Raw genomic sequence first — 20,112 nt, 5'->3', positions numbered from 1 at the left:
GCACTGTTATTTATAGAAAAACAGGGCGCATTACGCAGTGGCTGGGCAGCCGCCATATTCGGTTGTGTTCAGGCCTTGGTCGGTCGCCTTCCATGTCCGTATGCACTCCTTTATCATGTGGATTTTTGGATAAAAAACACCAATTTTTTCACTCGGCGTTTCAATCCTTGTCTAGTATACTCCCGCAGCAGCTTTACATTCAAGCGAAAAAACCGTAAATGAAGCCGAAAGATCAGCCTTCTATAGTATATGCAGTTCACAGGCTTGACGCGCCTGCCCGAATCCATTAAAGTAGGCTTATAAGCAGCAATTCCATAATTGAATAGAACTACTTTCTTATCAAGAGCAGGCGGAGGGACTAGCCCGATGAAGCCCGGCAACCGGCGTAAGCACGGTGCTAATTCTTGCGGAGACATTTCGATGTTTCTGAGAGATGAGAGAGGCGACCGCTTATTTTTTGAGCAAACGACCTTTTCTCTCGACAGAAAGGGTCTTTTTATATTTGGGAATGCTGATAATCTCATTAAAGGAGTGATTCTGCATGCCAATTAAAGTTCCCGACCATTTGCCAGCCAAAGAAATATTAAACAGTGAGAACATTTTCGTCATGGACGAAAGCGTTGCTTACCATCAGGATATTCGGCCGCTGCGTATAGCGATTCTGAACTTAATGCCTGAGAAAGAAACGACGGAGACCCAACTGCTGCGCTTGATCGGCAACACGCCGCTGCAAGTGGAGGTTGTGCTGCTTCGTCCGAAGACGCATACGTCGAAAAATACGTCCTACGAGCATCTGCATGCTTTTTACAAAACGTTCGACGAAATTTCCCATGAGTTTTACGATGGATTAATCATTACAGGCGCTCCTGTCGAGCATCTTGATTTTGAAAACGTGAACTATTGGGAAGAACTGAAGGACATTATGGACTGGAGCGCACGGCGGGTTACTTCGACCTTCCATATATGTTGGGCCTCGCAGGCAGGACTTTACCATCATTATGGCGTTCCGAAATATGAATTGGATGATAAAATTTTCGGCGTGTTTCATCATACGATTGAGAAACAGAACGTCAAGCTGCTTCGCGGCTTTGATGAAGCGTTCCTCGTGCCGCAATCCCGTCATACGGAAGTGCGTCGCGAAGATATTGAACAGGTGGAACGTCTGGAAATTTTGTCGGAATCGGCGGAATCGGGCGTTTACATTGTCGCTTCCAAAGATGGCCGTCAAATTTTCGTCAGCGGGCATTCGGAATACGATCCCTTCTCGCTGAAAAACGAGTATGACCGCGACAAGGCGAAAGGGCTCGACATTGCATTGCCGAAAAACTATTTCCCGGGTGATAACCCAGAAGCGATACCGTACTCCTCGTGGAGGGCGCATGCGAATCTGCTTTTCTCGAATTGGCTCAACTATTACGTGTACCAGCAGACGCCATTTGATTTGGGAGCAAACATCTAACTATATAATAGAAGGAGCAACAGCCCATGTTGAAAATCGAAAGTGAATTAGCGCAAATTGGTTCGCAAAAGGATACGGAAACCGGAGCCGTAAGCTTCCCCGTGTATCAGGCGACGGCATTCCGCCATCCGAAGCTTGGACAAAGCACAGGCTTTGACTACGCTCGTACAAAAAGCCCAACCCGTGCCGTATTGGAAGAGGCAGCTGCCAAGCTTGAGTCTGGCGACGCTGGCTTCGCATGCAGCTCAGGCATGGCCGCTTTGCAAACGGTATTCGGCCTGTTTCACCAAGGCGATCATTTGATTGTATCCCTTGATCTGTACGGCGGCACTTACCGCCTGCTGGAGAAGATTATGTCGAGATATGGCGTTACAGCATCCTACGTGGATACGAACGATATTGATGCGATGAGCGAGCTGTGTACACCGAATACGAAGGCGGTACTAATCGAGACGCCAACCAATCCGTTAATGATGATTACCGACATTGAGCGTGTCGCATCATGGGCGAAGTCCAAAGGACTGCTGACGATTGTAGACAATACGCTGCTGACGCCGTTTTTCCAGCGTCCAATTGAGCTGGGGGCAGATGTCGTTGTCCACAGCGCGACTAAGTATTTGGGCGGCCACAATGATGTGCTCGCTGGCCTTATTGTGACGAAGGGACAAGAGCTTTCGCAGGAAATGGCGTTTTTGCATAACTCCATTGGCGCCGTTCTCGGACCGCAGGATTCGTGGCTGTTAATGCGCGGCATGAAAACACTAGCGCTGCGGATGGAGCGTCATGAGTATAATGCAACTAAAATCGCCAACTACTTGCTGGAGCATCCTTCTATTGAAGAGGTTTATTATCCGGCTTTGCTGCATCATCCCGGACATGAGGTGCAAAACCGCCAATCTTCGGGCAATACCGGCATTTTCTCCTTCCGCGTGAAGGACGCCCGTTACATTGAACCCATTCTGCGCCATATCGAGTTGATTGCTTTCGCTGAGAGCTTGGGCGGCGTTGAATCGCTGATGACCTATCCGGCTGTGCAGACGCATGCCGATATTCCTGAAGAAATTCGTCGTGCAGTCGGCGTTGATGATAAATTGCTTCGCTTCTCTGTTGGCATTGAGCATGCAGATGACCTGATTGCCGATTTGGAGCAGGCGCTTGCCGCAGCTAAGCAAGAGATTGGGGAGGTATAGCAGCATGAGCGACAGACATAACAAAGAGGAATATGCCAAGCGTCATTTTGCTACGAAATTGCTTCATTTTGAAGGATCATTTGATGAGCAGACGGGTGCATCCAGTACCCCGATTTTTCAGGCATCTACGTTCCATCAAAGCGATTTGTCCCAAAATCCGCCTTACGATTATAGCCGGTCCGGCAATCCGACCAGGCAGGCGCTGGAGGATCAAATTGCGCTGCTGGAGGGCGGTACGCGAGGTTTTGCCTTTGCATCCGGCATGGCGGCGATTTCAACGACATTCCTGCTGCTGTCGGCGGGCGACCATGTAATTGTGACAGAGGATGTGTACGGAGGTACATACCGTCTGCTTACGACAGTGCTGAACCGTTTAGGCATGGAAACGACGTTCGTCGATATGACGGATTTTGCAGCTGTTAAAGCGGCATATAAAGCAAATACGAAAGCGGTATTTATAGAGACCCCTTCCAACCCGACGCTGAAAATCACCAACATTTCGGAGGTGGCTTCGTGGGCGAAGGAGCATAACCTGCTGACGATTCTGGACAATACGTTTATGACGCCTTATTACCAGCGTCCGCTAGAGCTTGGCGTAGATATAGTCGTGCACAGCGCGACTAAGTTTCTGAGCGGGCATAGCGACGTGCTTGCGGGCCTTGCTGTAACGGCTGATCCAGAGCTGGGACGCAGGCTGTATCAGCTGCAAAATGGTCTCGGCGCTGTACTGAGCGCCCATGAATGCTGGCTGCTTATGCGCGGCATTAAGACGCTGCAAGCCCGCATGGAGCATAGCGAGCGCAGCGCGCGCAAGCTGGCGGAATGGCTGAATGACCATCCAGAGGTAACGAAGGTTTATTATCCTGGCCTTGCCGATCATCCGGGCCGTGAGGTTCATGAACAGCAATGCTCCGCCTATGGCGCAGTCGTGTCCTTTGATGTGGGCAGCGGCGAGCGGGCGAAAGCGATGCTTGGCCGTGTGAAGCTGCCGCTTGTAGCTGTCAGCCTGGGCGGCGTAGAAAGCATTTTATCGTATCCGGCCATGATGTCGCATGCGGCAATGCCGAAGGAAGTGCGCCATGAACGCGGAATAACGGACGGTCTTGTCCGTTATTCGGTAGGCCTTGAGCATATCGACGATTTGCTCGCAGATTTGGATCAGGCTTTGCGCGGCTAACAGCCTCGTAAAGTGGAGGAAAAGACGGCTGTCATTACTGACAAGCCGTGTTTTTCCTTTTTAGCGGCTATAATGACTGTAAACGAAAGATGACGAATATGAGCATAGTATGATAAAATTGGCCTATACTTAATTAGTTTGTGAAAAAAAGCGCAACATCAAAACTACAGCTATAGATAAGGAGGTCTTGCGTAATGGCAACGTTGGACCAGATATTGGATAAGGCCCTGCGGGGTGAACGAATCAGCTTGGAAGAATGTATTATTATGTTCGAATCCGACGAGATTGAGAAAATGGGTAAAGTCGCGAATGAAATTATGCTGCGCAAGCATCCCGAGCCTGTAACGACTTTCGTTGTAGGAAGAAACGTCAACTACACGAATGTGTGCGACGTTTATTGCAGGTTCTGCGCCTTTTATCGTGCCCCAGGCTCCAAAGAGGGCTATGTGCTCGATAATGAGACGATTATGAACAAAATTCAAGAAACAATTGACGTTAACGGAACCGAAATTTTGATGCAGGGCGGAACGAACCCGGATCTGCCTTTTACTTATTACACGGATTTGCTGAAGGAAATCAAGCAGCGCTTCCCGGACATTACGATGCACTCCTTCTCGCCTGCCGAAATACAGAAGATGAAGGAAGTATCAGATGGCTTGTCGCTGGATGAGGTTGTTCGCCAGCTGCATGAGGCGGGACTGGATTCGCTGCCAGGCGGCGGCGCGGAAATCCTCGATGACCGCACACGCCGTAAAATCAGCCGCAAGAAGGGCTCTTATACGGACTGGATCGACGTAATGAAGTCGGCCCATCGCCATGGCATGAATACGACGGCTACAATGGTTTATGGCTTTGGAGAAACGATGGAGGAGCGCGCCTTGCATTTGCTGCGCATTCGTGACGTTCAAGATGAATGCAAAGCGAATGGCTACGACTCCGAAGGGTTTACAGCCTTTATTTCCTGGCCGTTCCAGCCAGACAATACGAGAATGCCGATGGAGAAAGCGAAGCCGGAGGAGTATTTGAAAATTGTCGCGGTAAGCCGCATTTTCCTCGACAATATTGACAACCTGCAATCGTCCTGGGTAACGATGGGACCTGACATGGGTAAACTTTCGCTGGCCTATGGCTGCAACGACTTCGGCAGCACGATGATTGAAGAAAATGTAGTGTCCGCTGCGGGCACAACGCACAAGGTCAACATTGAGCTGATTTTGAAGCTTATTCGCGAAGCGGGCAAAGTTCCGGCGCAGCGCAATACTCGCTATGAAATTTTGCGGATGTACAATGAAAGCGATAAGGCTGAGCAGGATTTTGTAATGCAAAATTAGGTTTTAGTGATCAGCTAATTCGGAGCTATTTTCGATAATTAAAGTTAATAACGCTTGTTTAATATTTTATCCGTTAGAGGATAGATATTAGACAAGCGTTTTTTGTTGCCGCTAAAGCAGCATTTCACACTTCAGACACCTCGACCGATATTTGTATAATATAGTCTTTCGGATTTTTTACCGAAAGGTAGCTGAGCACTTCTACCGCATACGCATTTCCGCATATGGACAAGCCGTTACTTTCCATATATTTTTTTATGATAGCGTACGTTTCGGACATCGTTTCATAAGATCCTCGATGATTCATGACAACATAAAGCCCTTTGGGTTTGATGATTATTCGATCTCCTACTATCGGAGCTTTTAGCTTATTGGCAATGAAGTCCCCATAATAATCGCCTGATTCAAAATGATCCTTGCCTAAAATAGTCCCAATCGGAAAATCGGTTTCAATCAAGTGATTTTCACAGTAGCTGCGATGTTCATTTAATTTATGAGCAAACTCCTTGTCACCATCGCCATGTTCCAGTTGTGTGACAATAAAATATTCCTCTTCACCTTCCGCCACTGACGGTCCATCTTGAAGTGCTCCTGCAGCTTGCTCCGACATTTCGATGGCGCCTTTCAAAAGTCTTTGCATCCTTTGTATTCTAATCTGTTCCATCTCTAGGTCATGCAGTTTCTGTTTGAGCAGTTCTATGAACAGAGGTGTGTTCTGATTCTGAATAAACCCTTTTATTTCCTGTAGGGAGCTCCCCGCTTTTTTCAGTACATTGATAATATCCAGTACGTAACATTGCTGAACGGAGTAATAACGATAACCTTTTGAGTTTACATATTCTGGTTTTAGAAGCCCGATCTCATCATAATGAAACAGGGTATGTTTGGTAACCCCGCAAGTTTTGGCAAATTCGCTGGTCGTAAAATATAAGCTGCGGCTCTCGGACATCGTTCATTCCCCCGTTACAAGCTAACAAAATGAATCAACCCCATTGTAGCCTAACAATTTAAGATTGACTATAGGGTAACCCGATACTTTAGTGTTTGAAGCAAGTTAACTTGTATTCATGGAGGAATAACATGTCTAAATTCAAACGTTGGTTGGTTCTGGTTATCGTTTCAAGCGCACTATTACTAATTGTGATGGATATGACTATCCTGTATACGGCATTGCCCAGCTTAACCCACGATCTCGGTGCGTCCGCATCGGAAAAATTGTGGATTTTGAATGGCTATTCGCTCGTTATGGCGGGCCTGCTTCCTGCAATGGGAACGTTAGGCGACCGCTGGGGGCATAAAAAAATCTTTTCCGCCGGCTTGCTCGTCTTTACTGCCGCTTCACTACTTGCCGCTTTTTCTCCCGCTCCCTATGTGCTAGTGGCGGGACGGGTTCTGCTTGCCATCGGAGCATCCATGATGATGCCTGCCACATTGTCGATTATCAGAATTACCTTTACAGATGGACGCGAGCTTGGATTGGCAATCGGCATTTGGGGCTCTGTTGCTTCTGGAGGTGCAGGGCTAGGTCCCATCGTAGGCGGACTTCTTCTGGAGCATTTCTGGTGGGGTTCAGTGTTTTTAATTAACCTTCCTATCGCCATTATTGCACTTGTATTGACATTGCTATATGTGCCAAATCATCCGGGCAATAAAGAAAAGAAGTGGGATTTAATTAGTTCGATTCAAATTATGATAGCGATGGTAGCGATTATCTATTCCATTAAGGAGTTTGCTCGGCGCGAAGGGTCGCTGACTTTTGCGGTCATAGGGGCTGTTATCGGCATCGTGGCTTTAATCATCTTTATTCGTCGGCAAAATAGAAATGAAAATCCACTTATTGATCTTTCGCTATTTAAAATAAATGGTTTCTCGGCTGCATTTATTACGGCTTTGGTAGGTACATTTGCGCAGATGGGGGTTCAGTATATGGTGACCCAGCGTCTTCAACTGGTGGAAGGCCTGAGTCCGCTTCTAGCGGGGCTGTATACGTTAAGCATACCGCTAGCAGCACTCATTGCTGGTCCGCTGACTGGATCGATTCTGCATCGCTATGATGTCATTCGTATTAAGAGCGCCGCCCTTCTAATCGCGGCACTGGGAATGGGTGTGTATCTTCTGCAATTTGATTCGGGCATTGCCGGGCAGATTGTTGGACTGGCTCTCCTTGGTGCAGGCCTAGGAGCAGGGATGACAGCAGCATCGCATTCTATTATGAGCTATGCTCCCCCTGAGAAAGCGGGTATGGCTGCATCGATTGAGGAAGTAGCCTATGAGATGGGCGGAGCGTCGGGTATTGCGATCATCGGAAGTATGTCAGGCCTTGTATACACTTTGACTATGAAAATCCCTGCTGGACTCCAAGTTCCAGGTAATGTGAAAGACAGTTTGGATGAAGCGCTTCTAGTTGCAGAAGGATTGCCTGCACAGGCTGCCGAGGCGCTAAAAGCAGCAGGCCGTGCTGCTTTTGATCAGTCCTTTTTCACGATTATTGCGGGTGTTACCTTATTTTTAGTGGCAGCTTCGGTAAGCGTTGGTTTGACAAGAACGCGTTCTAAGAAAAGAAGCTCCGCTCGGTCCTGATCCGGTTAAGCAGCAAGGTATGGTTATTAATTGGGACGAGGGGAGGGTTCGTAGATGATTAATCAAATAATAGTGATTGTATGCATGGTAGGCGGGATCGCCTATTTCATTCTTGCAGGCAGAAACATCATTAAAGAAGACAGCAAGCAGCATGATTTGCTGCTTGAAAAGTTAAAGCAAAGGGACGAGGAACGGATGAGGGTTGGTAGAAATTTGGTCGAGGAATAGATGAAAACCAAGAAAAGAGGTCGGAAAAATAAAATTTTAATCGGAAATGCAAATTTTCCATGCAAATAGACTATTCAAACTGTAATCTTTTGTGTTACAATACGATTTAATCGAATATGAATCTTCAGGGCAGGGTGCAATTCCCTACCGGCGGTAAGGATGCGTTCGGAGCATCCAGAGCCCGCGACTCCTAGCTGCTTGCAGCCGGGACTGATCTGGTGAGAATCCAGAGCCGACGGTATAGTCCGGACGGGAGAAGATCAGAACCAGCTTGTTAAATGACATTCATTTATCAGGTTTGTTGATGATGCCCTTGTCAGTTTACTGACAGGGGCATTGTTTCTTTTTCATAGTGAAAAGAAGGTTCAATTCAAAACTTTCTCAGGAGGTTTTTGAATTGCAGAACACATTAGAGCTGGCTAGCGAGAAAGCGGGCTGGCGAACATCACGCATTGCAGGCATTAACGGGATATGGTATGTGGCGCTTGGCGCGACACTTTGGGGTCTTGACCCGCTGTTCCGTATTTTATTGCTCAAAAGCTTTACCTCGGCGCAAATTGTATTTATTGAGCATATTTTGCTCGCTTTTTACGCAGTCCCCGTATTGTTTAAATTCCGCCGTACATTAGTCGGCAAGCTGTCAATTGGCGTCATTGGGGCGCTGCTGTTCATTTCCTGGGGCGGCTCAGCTGTAGCGACGGTGTTGTTCACCGCAGCCTTCTCGCATGGCAGCGCGAATGCGGTGCTCCTGCTTCAGAAGCTCCAGCCGTTATTTGCGATTTTGCTCGCCAGAGTTTTGCTGAAGGAAAAGCTGCCGCGGAAGTTTTTCGTCTTTTTGCTGGCGGCGCTCGCAGGCACCTATTTGCTGACCTTCGGGTTCGGCTCGCCGTTAGTTGGCCTGCATGATCTTGCTTTGCTCAGCTGCCTGTTCTCGATCATCGCGGCGGCATTGTGGGGCGGTTCGACCGTCATGGGCAAATATTTGCTGCAAAAGAAATTGTCCTTTTCCATTGTGACGTCCCTCAGGTTTCTGCTTGCCCTGCCGCTGCTCAGCGTTATTTTGCTGGCAAGCGGCGACGCGTGGAGCCTCAATGCTGAGGGCAGCCAATTGTCGCTGATTGCCGTCAATTTATTGTTTCAAGCCTTTTTCCCAGGCTTAATCAGCATGCTTCTGTATTACAAAGGGCTTTCCTCAACTAAAGCTGTATACGCGACGCTTGCTGAGCTTTCCTTCCCTGCCGTCGGCGTATTGATTAACTGGCTCGTATTTGGCCAGACGCTGACGTTAGGGCAGCTTAGCGGCTTCCTGCTCATTTGGCTGACCTTATGGCTTATGAGCCGCAGCAGCAATGAACAGGCTGTTCAGCAGCCACAAGCTGCCGCTTAAATCCAGCACATTCATAGCCCCCTTCATTCCCAATGTCTTCATCGTATATCGTTGCTTCGTGCACCATATACTGTTTAGAGGGGAATGAAAGGGGTTGGCTTTTTTATGGAACTATTCACCGTTACGCTGCCTTCCAAGCTTCAATCTACGGCAGCTGGATTAGCGGCCTTAATGGCGCAATATACGAATGAGGATCTACATATTGAAGCAGCATCACAGGGGCGTTTGGTGCAGTTCGAGCTGCAGCCTGCGGGCAGCATTATGTGCCAGTCGGCAACGCCTTATTTTCAACTGAATAAGCATGGAGAAATGCTGTACCACAGTGCAGCCAAAGCGCTTGCTGAATTTGTTGTAACCAATTTGGAATCGGAAATGCTCATCAGCATCATTAAGAAAAAATATCAGGGCGGCCATTCCACGGACATCTCCGTTATCGAAAAATATTGCAGCCAGCTGATGCAGGATACCGATCTGGATGGCTTGAATGCCAAGTTTCTGGATGCGGACAGAAAGCGCCGCAAGCTTAAGGTAGCCGAGGAAATCGAACTGTATTTAAGTGAAAATACACAGCTCGACCTTGGCGGTATCGCCACCTTCAGACTTCATGGATATCGTCACGAGCTAGGCGATATTGTGGAATATGCCTTGGATGAATATGTGCTGGATAAGCAATATCAGGAGTTTATTTCGCTGCTCAAATATTTTGTTGGGCTGCAGCAATCGAAGGTCGCCATGGTCCATTTGGTTCATAAAGGCAACCATGAATTTATTTTGTATAATGACAAATTTCAATTGTTTGAGCCGAAGCCGCATTCCGATCGCTTGGTAGCCGAAATGCTGGAAACGGAAATGAACATTGAGGATATGGTCATCAGCTCGCTAATTGCTGCATCACCGAAGCAAATTGTCGTTCATACGCAGCAGGTCGATATGCAGGTCATTCGGACGATTGAAACGATTTTTGACAACCGGGTGTCGGTGTGCAGTGATTGTGTGTTGTGCTCCCACGCAATGGGGGAATGGAATGATGGTGTTACACAGCCTTAAAATAAATCAGTAATATGAATCAGTAATATGAATCAGCAATATGAACTAGCCAAATAAACTAGCTGCAGGCTCGCCGATCAACGGCGAGTTTTTTTCACTTCCTACATAAAAAATACAAAAATGTGTATTACACTATGACATAGAACTGTACTTAAAATCGGGAAGAAGGTAGCCGCATGACGACCGTACTCGTAGTAGATGACGATCCGCATATCCGCCAGCTGCTCCGTTTGTATTTGGAGGATGAAGGCATGGAGATTATAGAGCAAGGCAACGGAGCGGACGCATGGGATTATTTTTGCAATCATCCGGTTGATCTCATTATTCTGGACATTATGATGCCGAAGATGGATGGCTGGGAGCTTTGCCGCCGGGTGCGGGAAGCGGGGGACAAGCCGATTATGATGATTACCGCCAAAGGGGAGGCGCCGGAGCGAATTAAAGGCTTTCGGCTGGGCACCGACGATTATATGGTGAAGCCTTTTGACCCGATGGAGCTGGTGATGCGGGTGAAGGCGCTGCTGAAGCGTTACCGGATTTCAATCTCGCAAATCGTCAGGCTTGGCCAAGTGACGCTCGATAAAACAAGCTATCAAATCCGCTATAAGGATGTAGGCTCAAATGAGTCCATACCGCTCAAGGAATTTGAGCTGCTGTTTTTGCTGGCAAGCTATCCGGGCAAGCTGTTCAAGCGCGATGCGTTAATTGAGCAAATATGGGGCTACGATTACGAGGGCGACGAGCGGGCGGTGGATACGCATGTTAAACGTCTGAGGGAGCGTTTTACCCCGTATGATCAGGATTTTAAAATCGTGACAATCTGGGGGCTTGGCTACCGATTGGAGGTATACCGTGATTAAATCGCTGTATGTCCGCTTAATTTTGGTGTTTGTCGCATCGGTTTTGGCGAGCGTCGTTTTAAGCTTTTTCATGACCCATTTTTTATTTAGCTACAAGCTTCGCACCTACGTACAGGACAATTTAATCGCCAGCGGCAAAACGATTATCGAATCCTACAAACACTCTTATCCGAACAATTTGGATGCTTTAATGGAGGGCATTACTGCGCTGCCGATTTTTACCTTTATCGTTTATGACGAACAAGGCATACCGCTTCATGAAACCGATAAGGTTGCCAATCATAAGCTGCACGTAGAGGGGGAAAGTCTGCGCAGCGTGCTGAACGGCGGCGTTTACCGGGGCGGAATGGACAGAGATTATGACCGGCTTGTCGTAGGGCTTCCTTTTCAAATTGAAGGACATGCTTATGCCTTGTTTATAAAGCCTGAAACGAATGGCGTTGCCAATCTGGCTTTCGGCTATTTTCGCATGCAGCTTATTTTGGTGCTATTAGTCGGAACGCTTCTCGTTATCGTCACCTCCCGTTATATGGTGCGGCCTTTGAAGCATTTAACCTTGGCTACGCGCAAAATGGCAAAAGGCGATTTCAGCATCAGGCTTGCTACGAAACGCAAGGATGAGATCGGCGAGCTGACAGCAAGCTTCAATCAGATGGCGCAGGAGCTCGATTCGCTGGAGCGGGTGAGAAGGCAGTTCGTCTCGGACGTTTCTCATGAAATCCAGTCTCCGCTTACTTCGATTAAAGGCTTCACAATGGCGCTTAAGCAGAAAAAAATGGATGAGGAAAGCCGTCTCCGCCTGCTCACCATTATTGAGGAGGAAAGCGACCGCCTTTCCCGGCTGACGCAGGATTTGCTCAAGCTGTCCGCGCTCGAGCAGGACCAAATTCAGCCGAATATGAGCCAATATCGCTTGGATGAGCAGCTTAAAGATGTCATGATTGCCAGCGAGCCGCTTTGGTTTTACAAGAACATTCAGCTCGATTTGGACCTGGAGCCCGTAACGATTTCGGCTGATGAAGATAAGCTGAGCCAGCTTTGGACGAACCTGCTGAGCAATGCGATTAAGTTCACTGGAGCTGGAGGCGTCATTGCGATTCACTTGTCGGTAAGCCAGCATAGCGTGACCGTGTCGGTTGCCGACAGTGGAGTGGGCATTCCGGAGGAGGAGCTACACCATATTTTCAAACCCTTTTATAAAATAGATCAAGCCCGCGAGCGTGCCGTTGGCGGAAATGGCATCGGCCTCTCGATCGTTAAGCGGATTGTCGAGCTCCATGCGGGGGAAATCAGGGTAGAGAGTACAGTGGGCAAAGGGACGACGATGACCGTTGTGCTGCCGCTCGCTCCACCAGATAAATCCAATTAGGGCAGACGGCGGCCCTGTACATAATTAGTACAAAATTACTCGTTATGATGAAGGAGGTTATACAGCGAGAGGAGAGATACACAGTGAATCGATTGACCAAATTTAGTTTGAAAAATAGCGTTGCCGTCATTTTATTATGCGCTTTGGTGCTAGGGTATGGCTTGTATGCCTCCACGCAAATTAAGCAGCAGACGTTTCCGGATTTGGATTTCCCGGCCGTATTCGTGCAGGCGGTTCAGCCCGGCGCCTCAACGGAGGAAATCGAGTCGGACGTTGCAAAGCCGATTGAAGACAATTTGAAGCGCGTGCAGGGCTATGAGTCGCTAACGAGCACCTCTTCTGAAAATGCAGCCAGCATTTTTATCCAGTTTCCCTTCGGCACCGACATGGACAAAAAATACAGCGAAGTTGAAGCTGAGGTGAACAAGCTGAAGCTGGCTGATAATGCGAGTGTAACGGTGCAGCGCTTGTCGGCAAATAGCCAGCCTATTTATCAAGCGGCTGTATTTGCTGCCGAAGGAGATTCGGCAAAGCTGGCTGATGAGCTGCAAAACAGCGTCGTTCCTGAGCTGCAAAAGCTAGCCGGAGTAGGAAACGTAACACTGAAGGGCGGTACGTCAAATGAGCTAAGCATTGTTGTAGATAAAAATAAAGCGGCGCAGCATGGCATTACGCTTAGCTCCATCCGCACGGTGCTTCAGTCGCTAGATTACGCCCTGCCACTGGGCTCGGTGTCGCAGGAGGAGACGGTCATACCGATCAGGCTGACCGGCAGCCTAGACAGCTTGAAGCAGCTTGAAGCGCTGAAGCTGACGGCAACGACTGGCGGCGGAGCCGCAGGTTCTGCAACAGGCAGTGCGAGTAGAGCGGGTGCAGGTGGCGTGGAGGGCAATCCAGGCGGAGCGGGTGCAGGTGCTATGCAGGGCAATGCAGGCAATCAAGCCGCTGCTGGCAGTGCCGCAGGTTCTGCATCAGGAAACGCTGTAGGCGCAGGAGCATCAAATGGTTCTGTAGCTTCAGGCGGCGTGGGTGCCGCAGCCGCTATCACGCTTGGTGATATTGCCGACATTAAGACGGTATCTGAGCAAAATGAAATTACCCGCTTTAATGGCGAGCCGAGCTTTGTAATTTCGATTCAGAAGACGCAGGATGCCAACACGGCGGATGTGTCTGACAATGTGAGCGAGCTGCTCAGCACTTATCAAGGCAAAGGCGAGCTGGACTATCATGTCATCGTTGACCAAGGGCAGGAAATTAAAGAATCCGTATCCGGCCTCATTCGTGAAGGGTTGTATGGCACATTGTTTTGCGTGCTCATTATTTTCCTGTTTTTGCGCAATGTAAGGGCGACGATTATTTCGATTTTGTCGCTGCCGATTTCTATTTTTGCCACGATTGCGATTATGGATCAAATGGGCTATACGCTTAACATTATGACGCTGGGCGGCATCGCCGTGTCCGTCGGACGGATCGTCGATGACAGCATCGTCGTTATTGAAAATATATATAGATGGCGGCAGGAAAAAGGCGAGAAAATGAGCGGCAAGGAGCTGGCCTACCAAGCAACCCGCGAAGTGATCGGGGCGGTAGCCTCATCCACGGCGGCGACAATCGTCGTTTTCGCACCACTCGCTTTTGTCAGTGGGATCATTGGACAGTTTTTCCGTCCGTTTTCGATTGCTGTCGTTCTCTCCATTACGATCTCGCTATTGGTTTCGATGATGCTGATTCCTGTGCTGGGCGGCCGCTTTTTCAGAAGCGTGAAGCCGCATACGAAGGAAAGCAGACTTTCGAACGGTTTTGAAAAAATCATTCGCAGCGCTCTAAAGCGCAAAGCGCTCGTATTAGGATCAGCTGTTGTGCTGCTAATAGGCTCGCTAGGGATGATACCTTTAATCGGCGTTGCTTTTCTGCCGACTAGTGCGACTCCGAGCTTAGCTATTGATGTTGCATTGCCAGCGCAAAGCAGCTTGACGCAGACAGACGAAGTCAGCGGCAAGGTGGAGGCCTATTTAAGTAAGCTGGAAAACGTAGAGAGCTATGAGGTCTCCGTTGGCGGTGCGGGGGCAAACCCGCTGCAGTCCAGCGGCGGCAATAATAAAGCGACTATTACGGTCCAATTTGCTGAAGGAAGCGATATGGCGCAATTGACTTCGAAGCTGCAGACCGAACTGCCGGCAGTCGTCACTGCGAAGCAGGCAGGGACAACGCTCAATATTAAAGCAGGCGAACAGCAGGGGCCGCCATCGGGAAACAATATTGATGTCAGCATTTATGCGGACAGTTCGGACAAGCTGGCGCAAACTGCCCTTCAAGTTGAAAATCTAATGAAGGAAAGCAGCGATTTAAAGGATATTACAAACAATATGGATGAGGTAACGCCAAAATGGGTCGTTTCCCTTAACCAAAGCGGAATCGATGCCAATATTAGCCCTTATCTCATTATGCAATTGACCGGCGAGCAGCTGCGACCAGTCGATGCTGGCACTTACAAAATCGATAATAAGGAACAAGCGATAACCTTATCTTATAAACAGCAAATTGCCACAAAGCAGGAGCTGGAAAATATCCAGATTCCTACTGCAGCGGGCATGAAGAAGCTGAAGGACATCGCTGATATAACGGAGCAGAAAGCTTGGATCAAGGTCAGCCACGATGATGGCAAAATGTATGCCCTCGTCAGTGGAACGGTTAAGGATGACAGTGCGGTATCAGCTGTTACAAAGCTCGTGCAGGCGGATATTGATAGTCTGACGCTGCCTTCTGGAGTAGAGCTTAAGGTCGGCGGCGGGCTGCAAATGATCAATGACGGCTTCTCAAGCCTCGGTATCGCTATGGCGGCAGCGATAGGCCTTGTATTTATTATTATGAGCATGACGTTCGGTGGTTTGCGGACGCCGCTTATTATTTTAGCCTCGCTGGTGTTTATTCCGATTGGCTCACTCAGCGCTTTGCTTCTGTCAGGGCAAGCCCTGTCTATGAGCGGCATGATTGGCATGCTGATGCTGGTCGGCATCGTCGTCACCAATGCGGTCGTGCTGCTTGATCGGGTGGAGAAAAATCGCAAAGCAGGCATACCGATTACCGAAGCAATCGTGGAGGCGGCAAGAACAAGGCTAAGACCGATTCTAATGACGGCTTTTGCGACAATGCTTGCGCTTGTACCGCTTGCATTATCGGGCTCCTCGACTAGCCTCATTTCAGGTGGCCTTGCGATCACGGTTATTGGCGGGCTGTTCAGCTCAACGCTGCTCACTCTGATCGTCATGCCAGTCATTTATGAAATGGTGTGGAAAAAGCACAAGGTTAATGAAGCAGATATATTCAATGACTAGGAATGAGGAAGAGGGAGTGAGACCAATGAATGGACGTAAAGGAAGAAGATTTATGGTGTTTGGCGTGGTTGCTGTACTGATGCTTGGGGCTGCTTTTGCTGAGGTGCCCACACGGCAGGGCAGCGAGGTAGCGTTGATGCCGCTCTTCCTCATTTTGCTTACGATCAGCGTGTACCGGATCGTTCGCGTACGCCGCCGCAGCATATATAAAGGAAAAGGCTTGTCGTGAGCGCAGCGGGATAAAAGGGGCTTATGGCAATGTATGTCTTAACTCTTGACCTGCTTGCTATTGAGGACTATAATTATGCTGATATATGCTGAAAAAGCAATGATAAAGACATGTATTTACACGTTCAACTGGCCCAGAGAGAGGAAACAAGGCTGCAATTTCCTTCCAGATAAATGTAAATATACCCCTTTGTAGCTGTATAGCCGAACAGGCTTCCATTTGTGAAGCGCCATTAAGCTGTACCGGAAATCTCCGTTACCAGATAAATTAAGGATTGGCTGCTGCCGGGATGAAATACGCTGATTAGCGTTAGGCGAGCAATCGAATTAGGGTGGAACCACGAGCTTACAAGCACTCGTCCCTTCGCGGGATGCGTGCTTTTTTTGCGTTCAGAACGCAGCAGCTTGGAAGCTTAGCGAATGGAAAGGATGATAACAATGGCGATTAAAGTAACTTTGCCGGATGGCGCAATTAGGGAATATGTTGCAGGAACAACAATTGAAGAGGTGGCTGGCTCGATCAGCAGCGGACTGCGCAAAAATGCAATCGCAGGTAAAATTGACGGAAAAACCGTTGATGTTTATACACCTATTAATGAAGATGCAAAGGTTGAAATCGTCACTTTGGATTCAGCTGACGGGCTGGAAGTTTACCGTCACAGCACAGCGCATTTGATGGCTCAAGCGATCAAGCGCCTGTATGCTGATGTAGAGCTTAAGCTCGGTATTGGCCCCGTTATTGAGGATGGCTTCTACTATGATATCGATATGGAACAGTCGATCACGCCGGAAGATTTGGTTAAAATCGAGAAGGAAATGGATAAAATTGTCCAGCAAAATCTCGATATCCGCCGCCGCGTCGTCAGCCGTGATGAAGCGATTGCCGTATTTACCGATATTGGCGATACGCTCAAGCTGGAGCTGATCCGCGACCTTCCTGTGGAAGCGGAAATTACCATTTACGATCAAGGCGAATTTTTCGACCTCTGCCGTGGGCCTCACCTTCCGTCTACAGGACGGATTAAAGCATTCAAGCTGCTCAGCGTAGCAGGCGCTTACTGGCGCGGTGATTCCAAAAATAAAATGCTTCAGCGTATTTACGGAACAGCGTTTCCGAAAAAAGCGCAGCTCGATGAGCATCTCCACTTCCTAGAGGAAGCGAAAAAACGCGATCACCGCAAGCTGGGACGCGAGCTGAAAATGTTCACATTCTCGCGCGAGGTTGGTCAAGGCTTGCCGCTATGGCTGCCGAATGGCGCGAAAGTTCGCCGTACATTGGAGCGCTACATCGTGGATATGGAAGAGCGTCTGGGCTATGAGCATGTTTATACGCCTGTTCTGGCAAACGTAGAGCTGTACAAAACATCCGGCCACTGGGAGCATTACAGCGAGGATATGTTTCCGAAGATGGTGCTGGATAACGAAGAGCTCGTGCTTCGCCCTATGAACTGCCCGCATCATATGATGGTTTTCAAAAGCGATATGAGAAGCTACCGCGACTTGCCGGTGCGTATTGCTGAAATGGGTACGATGCACCGCTATGAAATGTCCGGCGCCTTGACTGGCTTGCACCGCGTTCGCGCGATGACGCTGAATGACGCGCATATTTTCTGCCGTCCGGACCAAATCAAGGAAGAATTCGCGCGTGTGGTCAACCTCATCCGCAAAGTATATGAAGATTTTGGCATTAAGGAATACCGTTTCCGTTTATCGTACCGTGATCCGCAGGATACCGAGAAATATTTCCAAAATGATGAAATGTGGGAAATGTCGCAGCGTATGCTTCGCGAAGTTGTCGAGGAGCTTGACCTGCCATTTTTCGAGGCAGAAGGCGAAGCAGCTTTCTACGGTCCGAAGCTGGACGTTCAGATCAAAACCGCCCTGGGCAAAGAAGAGACGCTTTCCACAGCTCAGCTGGACTTCCTGCTTCCAGAGCGCTTCGAGCTGGAATACATCGGCGAAGATGGCAAGAAGCACCGTCCAGTCGTTATTCACCGCGGCATCATCAGCACAATGGAGCGCATGACGGCATTCCTGCTGGAGAATTTTGCTGGCGCTTTGCCGCTATGGCTGTCGCCGATTCAAGCGAAGGTTATTCCAGTGTCCACTGTATATGAGCAATATGCGCGTGAAGTGGCTGAGAAGCTGCAGGAAGCGGGCATTCGTGTAGAAAGCGACCTTCGCAATGAGAAGCTCGGCTATAAAATTCGCGAGGCGCAAATTGAGAAAGTTCCTTATATGCTCGTAGTTGGCGAGAACGAAATGCAAGCAGGCTCGGTCTCAATCCGCAAGCGCGGCGAAGGCGATATCGGGGCAAAATCGATTGCCGAGACAGCGGAAATGTTAGAGCAAGAGATCAAAACAAAAGCGTTATAAGAGCAGCTAACAGCGGCTCGTCTGCATAAAGCTTGTACCACTTGGGTAATCTTCTTCAGAGGAGGAAGTGCCCAAATGGTTACAAGCTTTTTTCATTATAAAAAAATGCTGCTCGCAATTGCGGCGCTCGTATTGCTTGCGATCTGTTTCAAGCCTTTCCCGGGCAAGACGATGAATCAGGAAGCCCCGCTGCAGCATATGCCCGTCATTGTCGCACCTGAATCGGTTAAGCTGACAGCGGCATTAGTTCACGAAGAACGTACTGAAACCGTCAAGCAGCAGCTAACGCCGCAAAAACCGGCATATGATAAAGTGAAGGTCGTTGCAACGGGCTACACAGCCGGAATTGAATCGACAGGAAAGCGGCCTGGCCATCCGAGCTATGGCATTACGTATTCAGGCGTGAAGGTTCGCCGGGATATGGTTTCCACGATTGCAGCTGATCCGAAGCTGTTTCCGATTGGTTCTCTGCTTTATATTCCCGGATACGGGTATGGCGTCGTCGCAGATACAGGATCGGCTATTAAAGGCAGCCGAATCGATTTGTATTTCGAGACGACGGCGGATGTATTCAAGCAGTGGGGCAAACGCACAGTGGAGGTTGAAGTCATTCGCAAAGGCAGCGGGAAGCTGTCTCAGGCTTGGCTAAATAAGATCAACAAGGCCGCGGAGGCAGGAAAAGGCTTGCCTGAGGCTTATCTGGAATCGTAACAACAGCATGCATATTAGAACCTTAACCCGCCATACTAACATGGACGGGGAGGTGAAAAACCAACATGGCTAAGAACAAAAACAATAAAGCAGCTCAATCGAACCAAAAGCTGAATACCGAGTTTGCAGAAGAATTTGGACAAAATAATGAAACGAGCAACACAGCCGCTAAATCGACACAAAAAAAGCAGAAGTAACAGGCTGTCCCAATAAAGAAGTGAGAAAAGGAGCCGCTACGGCTCCTTTTCTCTAACCTGACGGCTAGGCATAGAAATAAGGAGATAAAAAACAGTTTTCAAACGAACCTGTTTTATTGTATGATTACGGTGTAACGAATAATCACATGATAAGACAGGTGAACTCTCATGACTGATCCTATAACATTCACAAACTATTCGGCTTCCGAGCATCGCAGAGCTGCTGAGGTGCTTCCGTTCATTGACGCTTATATCGGCAAGAAGGAACAGGAAATTATCGAAATCGAGCAAATGGTTGAGCGTTACGAGAAACGCCGTCTCAAGGAAGAGCGGGCTTATCAATCGATGTCTGCTTTCAGGCGCATGTTGTCAGGGAAGAAGCCGGATCATCATTTGGCCGTGGAGCATATCCATTTCGTTCGCAAGCCGATGGAGAAAGTTCGTGCGCTAAAGCTTGAAATTGAAAATGTACGTAAGATACAGAACAGCTCAGCTCCAACGGATATTGTCACTGTTCCCTTCGAGCTGGCGAATGATTTGCTCTAAGACATAGAAGAGAAGCTTCATTCCTTTCAAATAAAACAAAACCTCCACATTCCCGGATGCATGGCATCGCTGGAATGTGGAGGTTTTTTGT

General features: G+C 48.6%; 17 protein-coding genes and 2 riboswitches. Of the genes, 16 read left to right on the top strand and 1 reads right to left on the bottom strand.

Features of this window, described 5'->3' with window-relative positions; genetic code table 11:
- Nucleotides 1–333: 333 nt before the first annotated feature.
- Nucleotides 334–440: riboswitch (SAM riboswitch) on the top strand.
- Nucleotides 441–541: 101 nt separating this feature from the next.
- From metA to mqnC, 4 genes are all read left to right on the top strand, one after another.
- Entirely contained in the window at nt 542–1,459 is a 918-nt protein-coding gene (metA, locus tag AC50Y5_RS25375) for a homoserine O-acetyltransferase MetA (protein WP_056039522.1), read from the top strand.
- Between the two features lie 26 nt (nt 1,460–1,485).
- Entirely contained in the window at nt 1,486–2,649 is a 1,164-nt protein-coding gene (locus AC50Y5_RS25370) for a PLP-dependent transferase (RefSeq protein WP_494864111.1), read from the top strand.
- 4 nt (nt 2,650–2,653) lie between these two features.
- The gene (locus AC50Y5_RS25365; RefSeq protein ID WP_056039526.1) at nt 2,654–3,826 is read left to right on the top strand and encodes a trans-sulfuration enzyme family protein; all 1,173 of its coding nucleotides are present in this window, start codon (nt 2,654–2,656) and stop codon (nt 3,824–3,826) included.
- A gap of 194 nt (nt 3,827–4,020) precedes the next feature.
- Entirely contained in the window at nt 4,021–5,157 is a 1,137-nt protein-coding gene (mqnC, locus tag AC50Y5_RS25360; protein ID WP_056039530.1) for a cyclic dehypoxanthinyl futalosine synthase, read from the top strand.
- Between the two features lie 124 nt (nt 5,158–5,281).
- Here the strand turns inward: mqnC and AC50Y5_RS25355 are convergent, their stop codons facing one another.
- The gene (locus tag AC50Y5_RS25355) at nt 5,282–6,106 is read right to left on the bottom strand and encodes a MerR family transcriptional regulator (RefSeq protein WP_494864110.1); all 825 of its coding nucleotides are present in this window, start codon (nt 6,104–6,106) and stop codon (nt 5,282–5,284) included.
- A 131-nt stretch (nt 6,107–6,237) separates the two neighbouring features.
- Between AC50Y5_RS25355 and AC50Y5_RS25350 the strand changes: the two genes are divergently transcribed.
- The 12 genes from AC50Y5_RS25350 to AC50Y5_RS25295 all read left to right on the top strand — a co-directional run bounded on the left by AC50Y5_RS25350 (nt 6,238) and on the right by AC50Y5_RS25295 (nt 20,021).
- A complete protein-coding gene (locus tag AC50Y5_RS25350; protein WP_056039539.1) occupies nt 6,238–7,737 on the top strand; it encodes an MFS transporter in 1,500 nt (499 codons plus the stop codon).
- Nucleotides 7,738–7,791: 54 nt separating this feature from the next.
- A complete protein-coding gene (locus AC50Y5_RS25345; protein ID WP_494864109.1) occupies nt 7,792–7,965 on the top strand; it encodes a hypothetical protein in 174 nt (57 codons plus the stop codon).
- A gap of 116 nt (nt 7,966–8,081) precedes the next feature.
- A riboswitch (FMN riboswitch) is annotated at nt 8,082–8,230 on the top strand.
- A 132-nt stretch (nt 8,231–8,362) separates the two neighbouring features.
- On the top strand, nt 8,363–9,352 hold the full coding sequence (locus AC50Y5_RS25340) for a DMT family transporter (protein ID WP_056039542.1): 990 nt from the start codon (nt 8,363–8,365) through the stop codon (nt 9,350–9,352).
- 105 nt (nt 9,353–9,457) lie between these two features.
- Nucleotides 9,458–10,399 (top strand): putative sporulation protein YtxC, encoded by a 942-nt coding sequence (locus AC50Y5_RS25335; RefSeq protein ID WP_494864108.1) that lies wholly within the window; start codon nt 9,458–9,460, stop codon nt 10,397–10,399.
- Nucleotides 10,400–10,575: 176 nt separating this feature from the next.
- Nucleotides 10,576–11,259 carry a response regulator transcription factor gene (locus AC50Y5_RS25330; RefSeq protein WP_494864107.1) on the top strand — a complete coding sequence of 228 codons (684 nt, stop codon included), beginning with the start codon at nt 10,576–10,578 and terminating at the stop codon, nt 11,257–11,259.
- Nucleotides 11,252–12,628: a HAMP domain-containing sensor histidine kinase gene (locus AC50Y5_RS25325; protein WP_494864106.1), complete on the top strand. Its 1,377-nt coding sequence runs from the start codon at nt 11,252–11,254 to the stop codon at nt 12,626–12,628. The genes AC50Y5_RS25330 and AC50Y5_RS25325 overlap by 8 nt, the downstream gene beginning before the upstream one ends.
- An 83-nt stretch (nt 12,629–12,711) precedes the next feature.
- Entirely contained in the window at nt 12,712–15,963 is a 3,252-nt protein-coding gene (locus AC50Y5_RS25320; protein ID WP_494864105.1) for an efflux RND transporter permease subunit, read from the top strand.
- 25 nt (nt 15,964–15,988) lie between these two features.
- Nucleotides 15,989–16,192, top strand: coding sequence for a hypothetical protein (locus AC50Y5_RS25315; RefSeq protein WP_494864104.1), 204 nt, complete (start codon nt 15,989–15,991; stop codon nt 16,190–16,192).
- 437 nt (nt 16,193–16,629) lie between these two features.
- A complete protein-coding gene (thrS, locus tag AC50Y5_RS25310) occupies nt 16,630–18,567 on the top strand; it encodes a threonine--tRNA ligase (protein ID WP_056039563.1) in 1,938 nt (645 codons plus the stop codon).
- A 75-nt stretch (nt 18,568–18,642) separates the two neighbouring features.
- Nucleotides 18,643–19,278, top strand: coding sequence for a 3D domain-containing protein (locus tag AC50Y5_RS25305; protein ID WP_056039567.1), 636 nt, complete (start codon nt 18,643–18,645; stop codon nt 19,276–19,278).
- Nucleotides 19,279–19,343: 65 nt separating this feature from the next.
- A complete protein-coding gene (locus AC50Y5_RS25300; protein WP_268795458.1) occupies nt 19,344–19,475 on the top strand; it encodes a hypothetical protein in 132 nt (43 codons plus the stop codon).
- 168 nt (nt 19,476–19,643) lie between these two features.
- On the top strand, nt 19,644–20,021 hold the full coding sequence (locus AC50Y5_RS25295) for a hypothetical protein (protein WP_494864103.1): 378 nt from the start codon (nt 19,644–19,646) through the stop codon (nt 20,019–20,021).
- The last annotated feature ends 91 nt before the right edge of the window (nt 20,022–20,112 follow it).

It is taken from the genome of Paenibacillus sp. JT22N7 (genome assembly GCF_059383875.1).
Note: the sequence above shows the minus strand (reverse complement) of the source record. Positions and strands in the feature narration are given on the sequence as shown.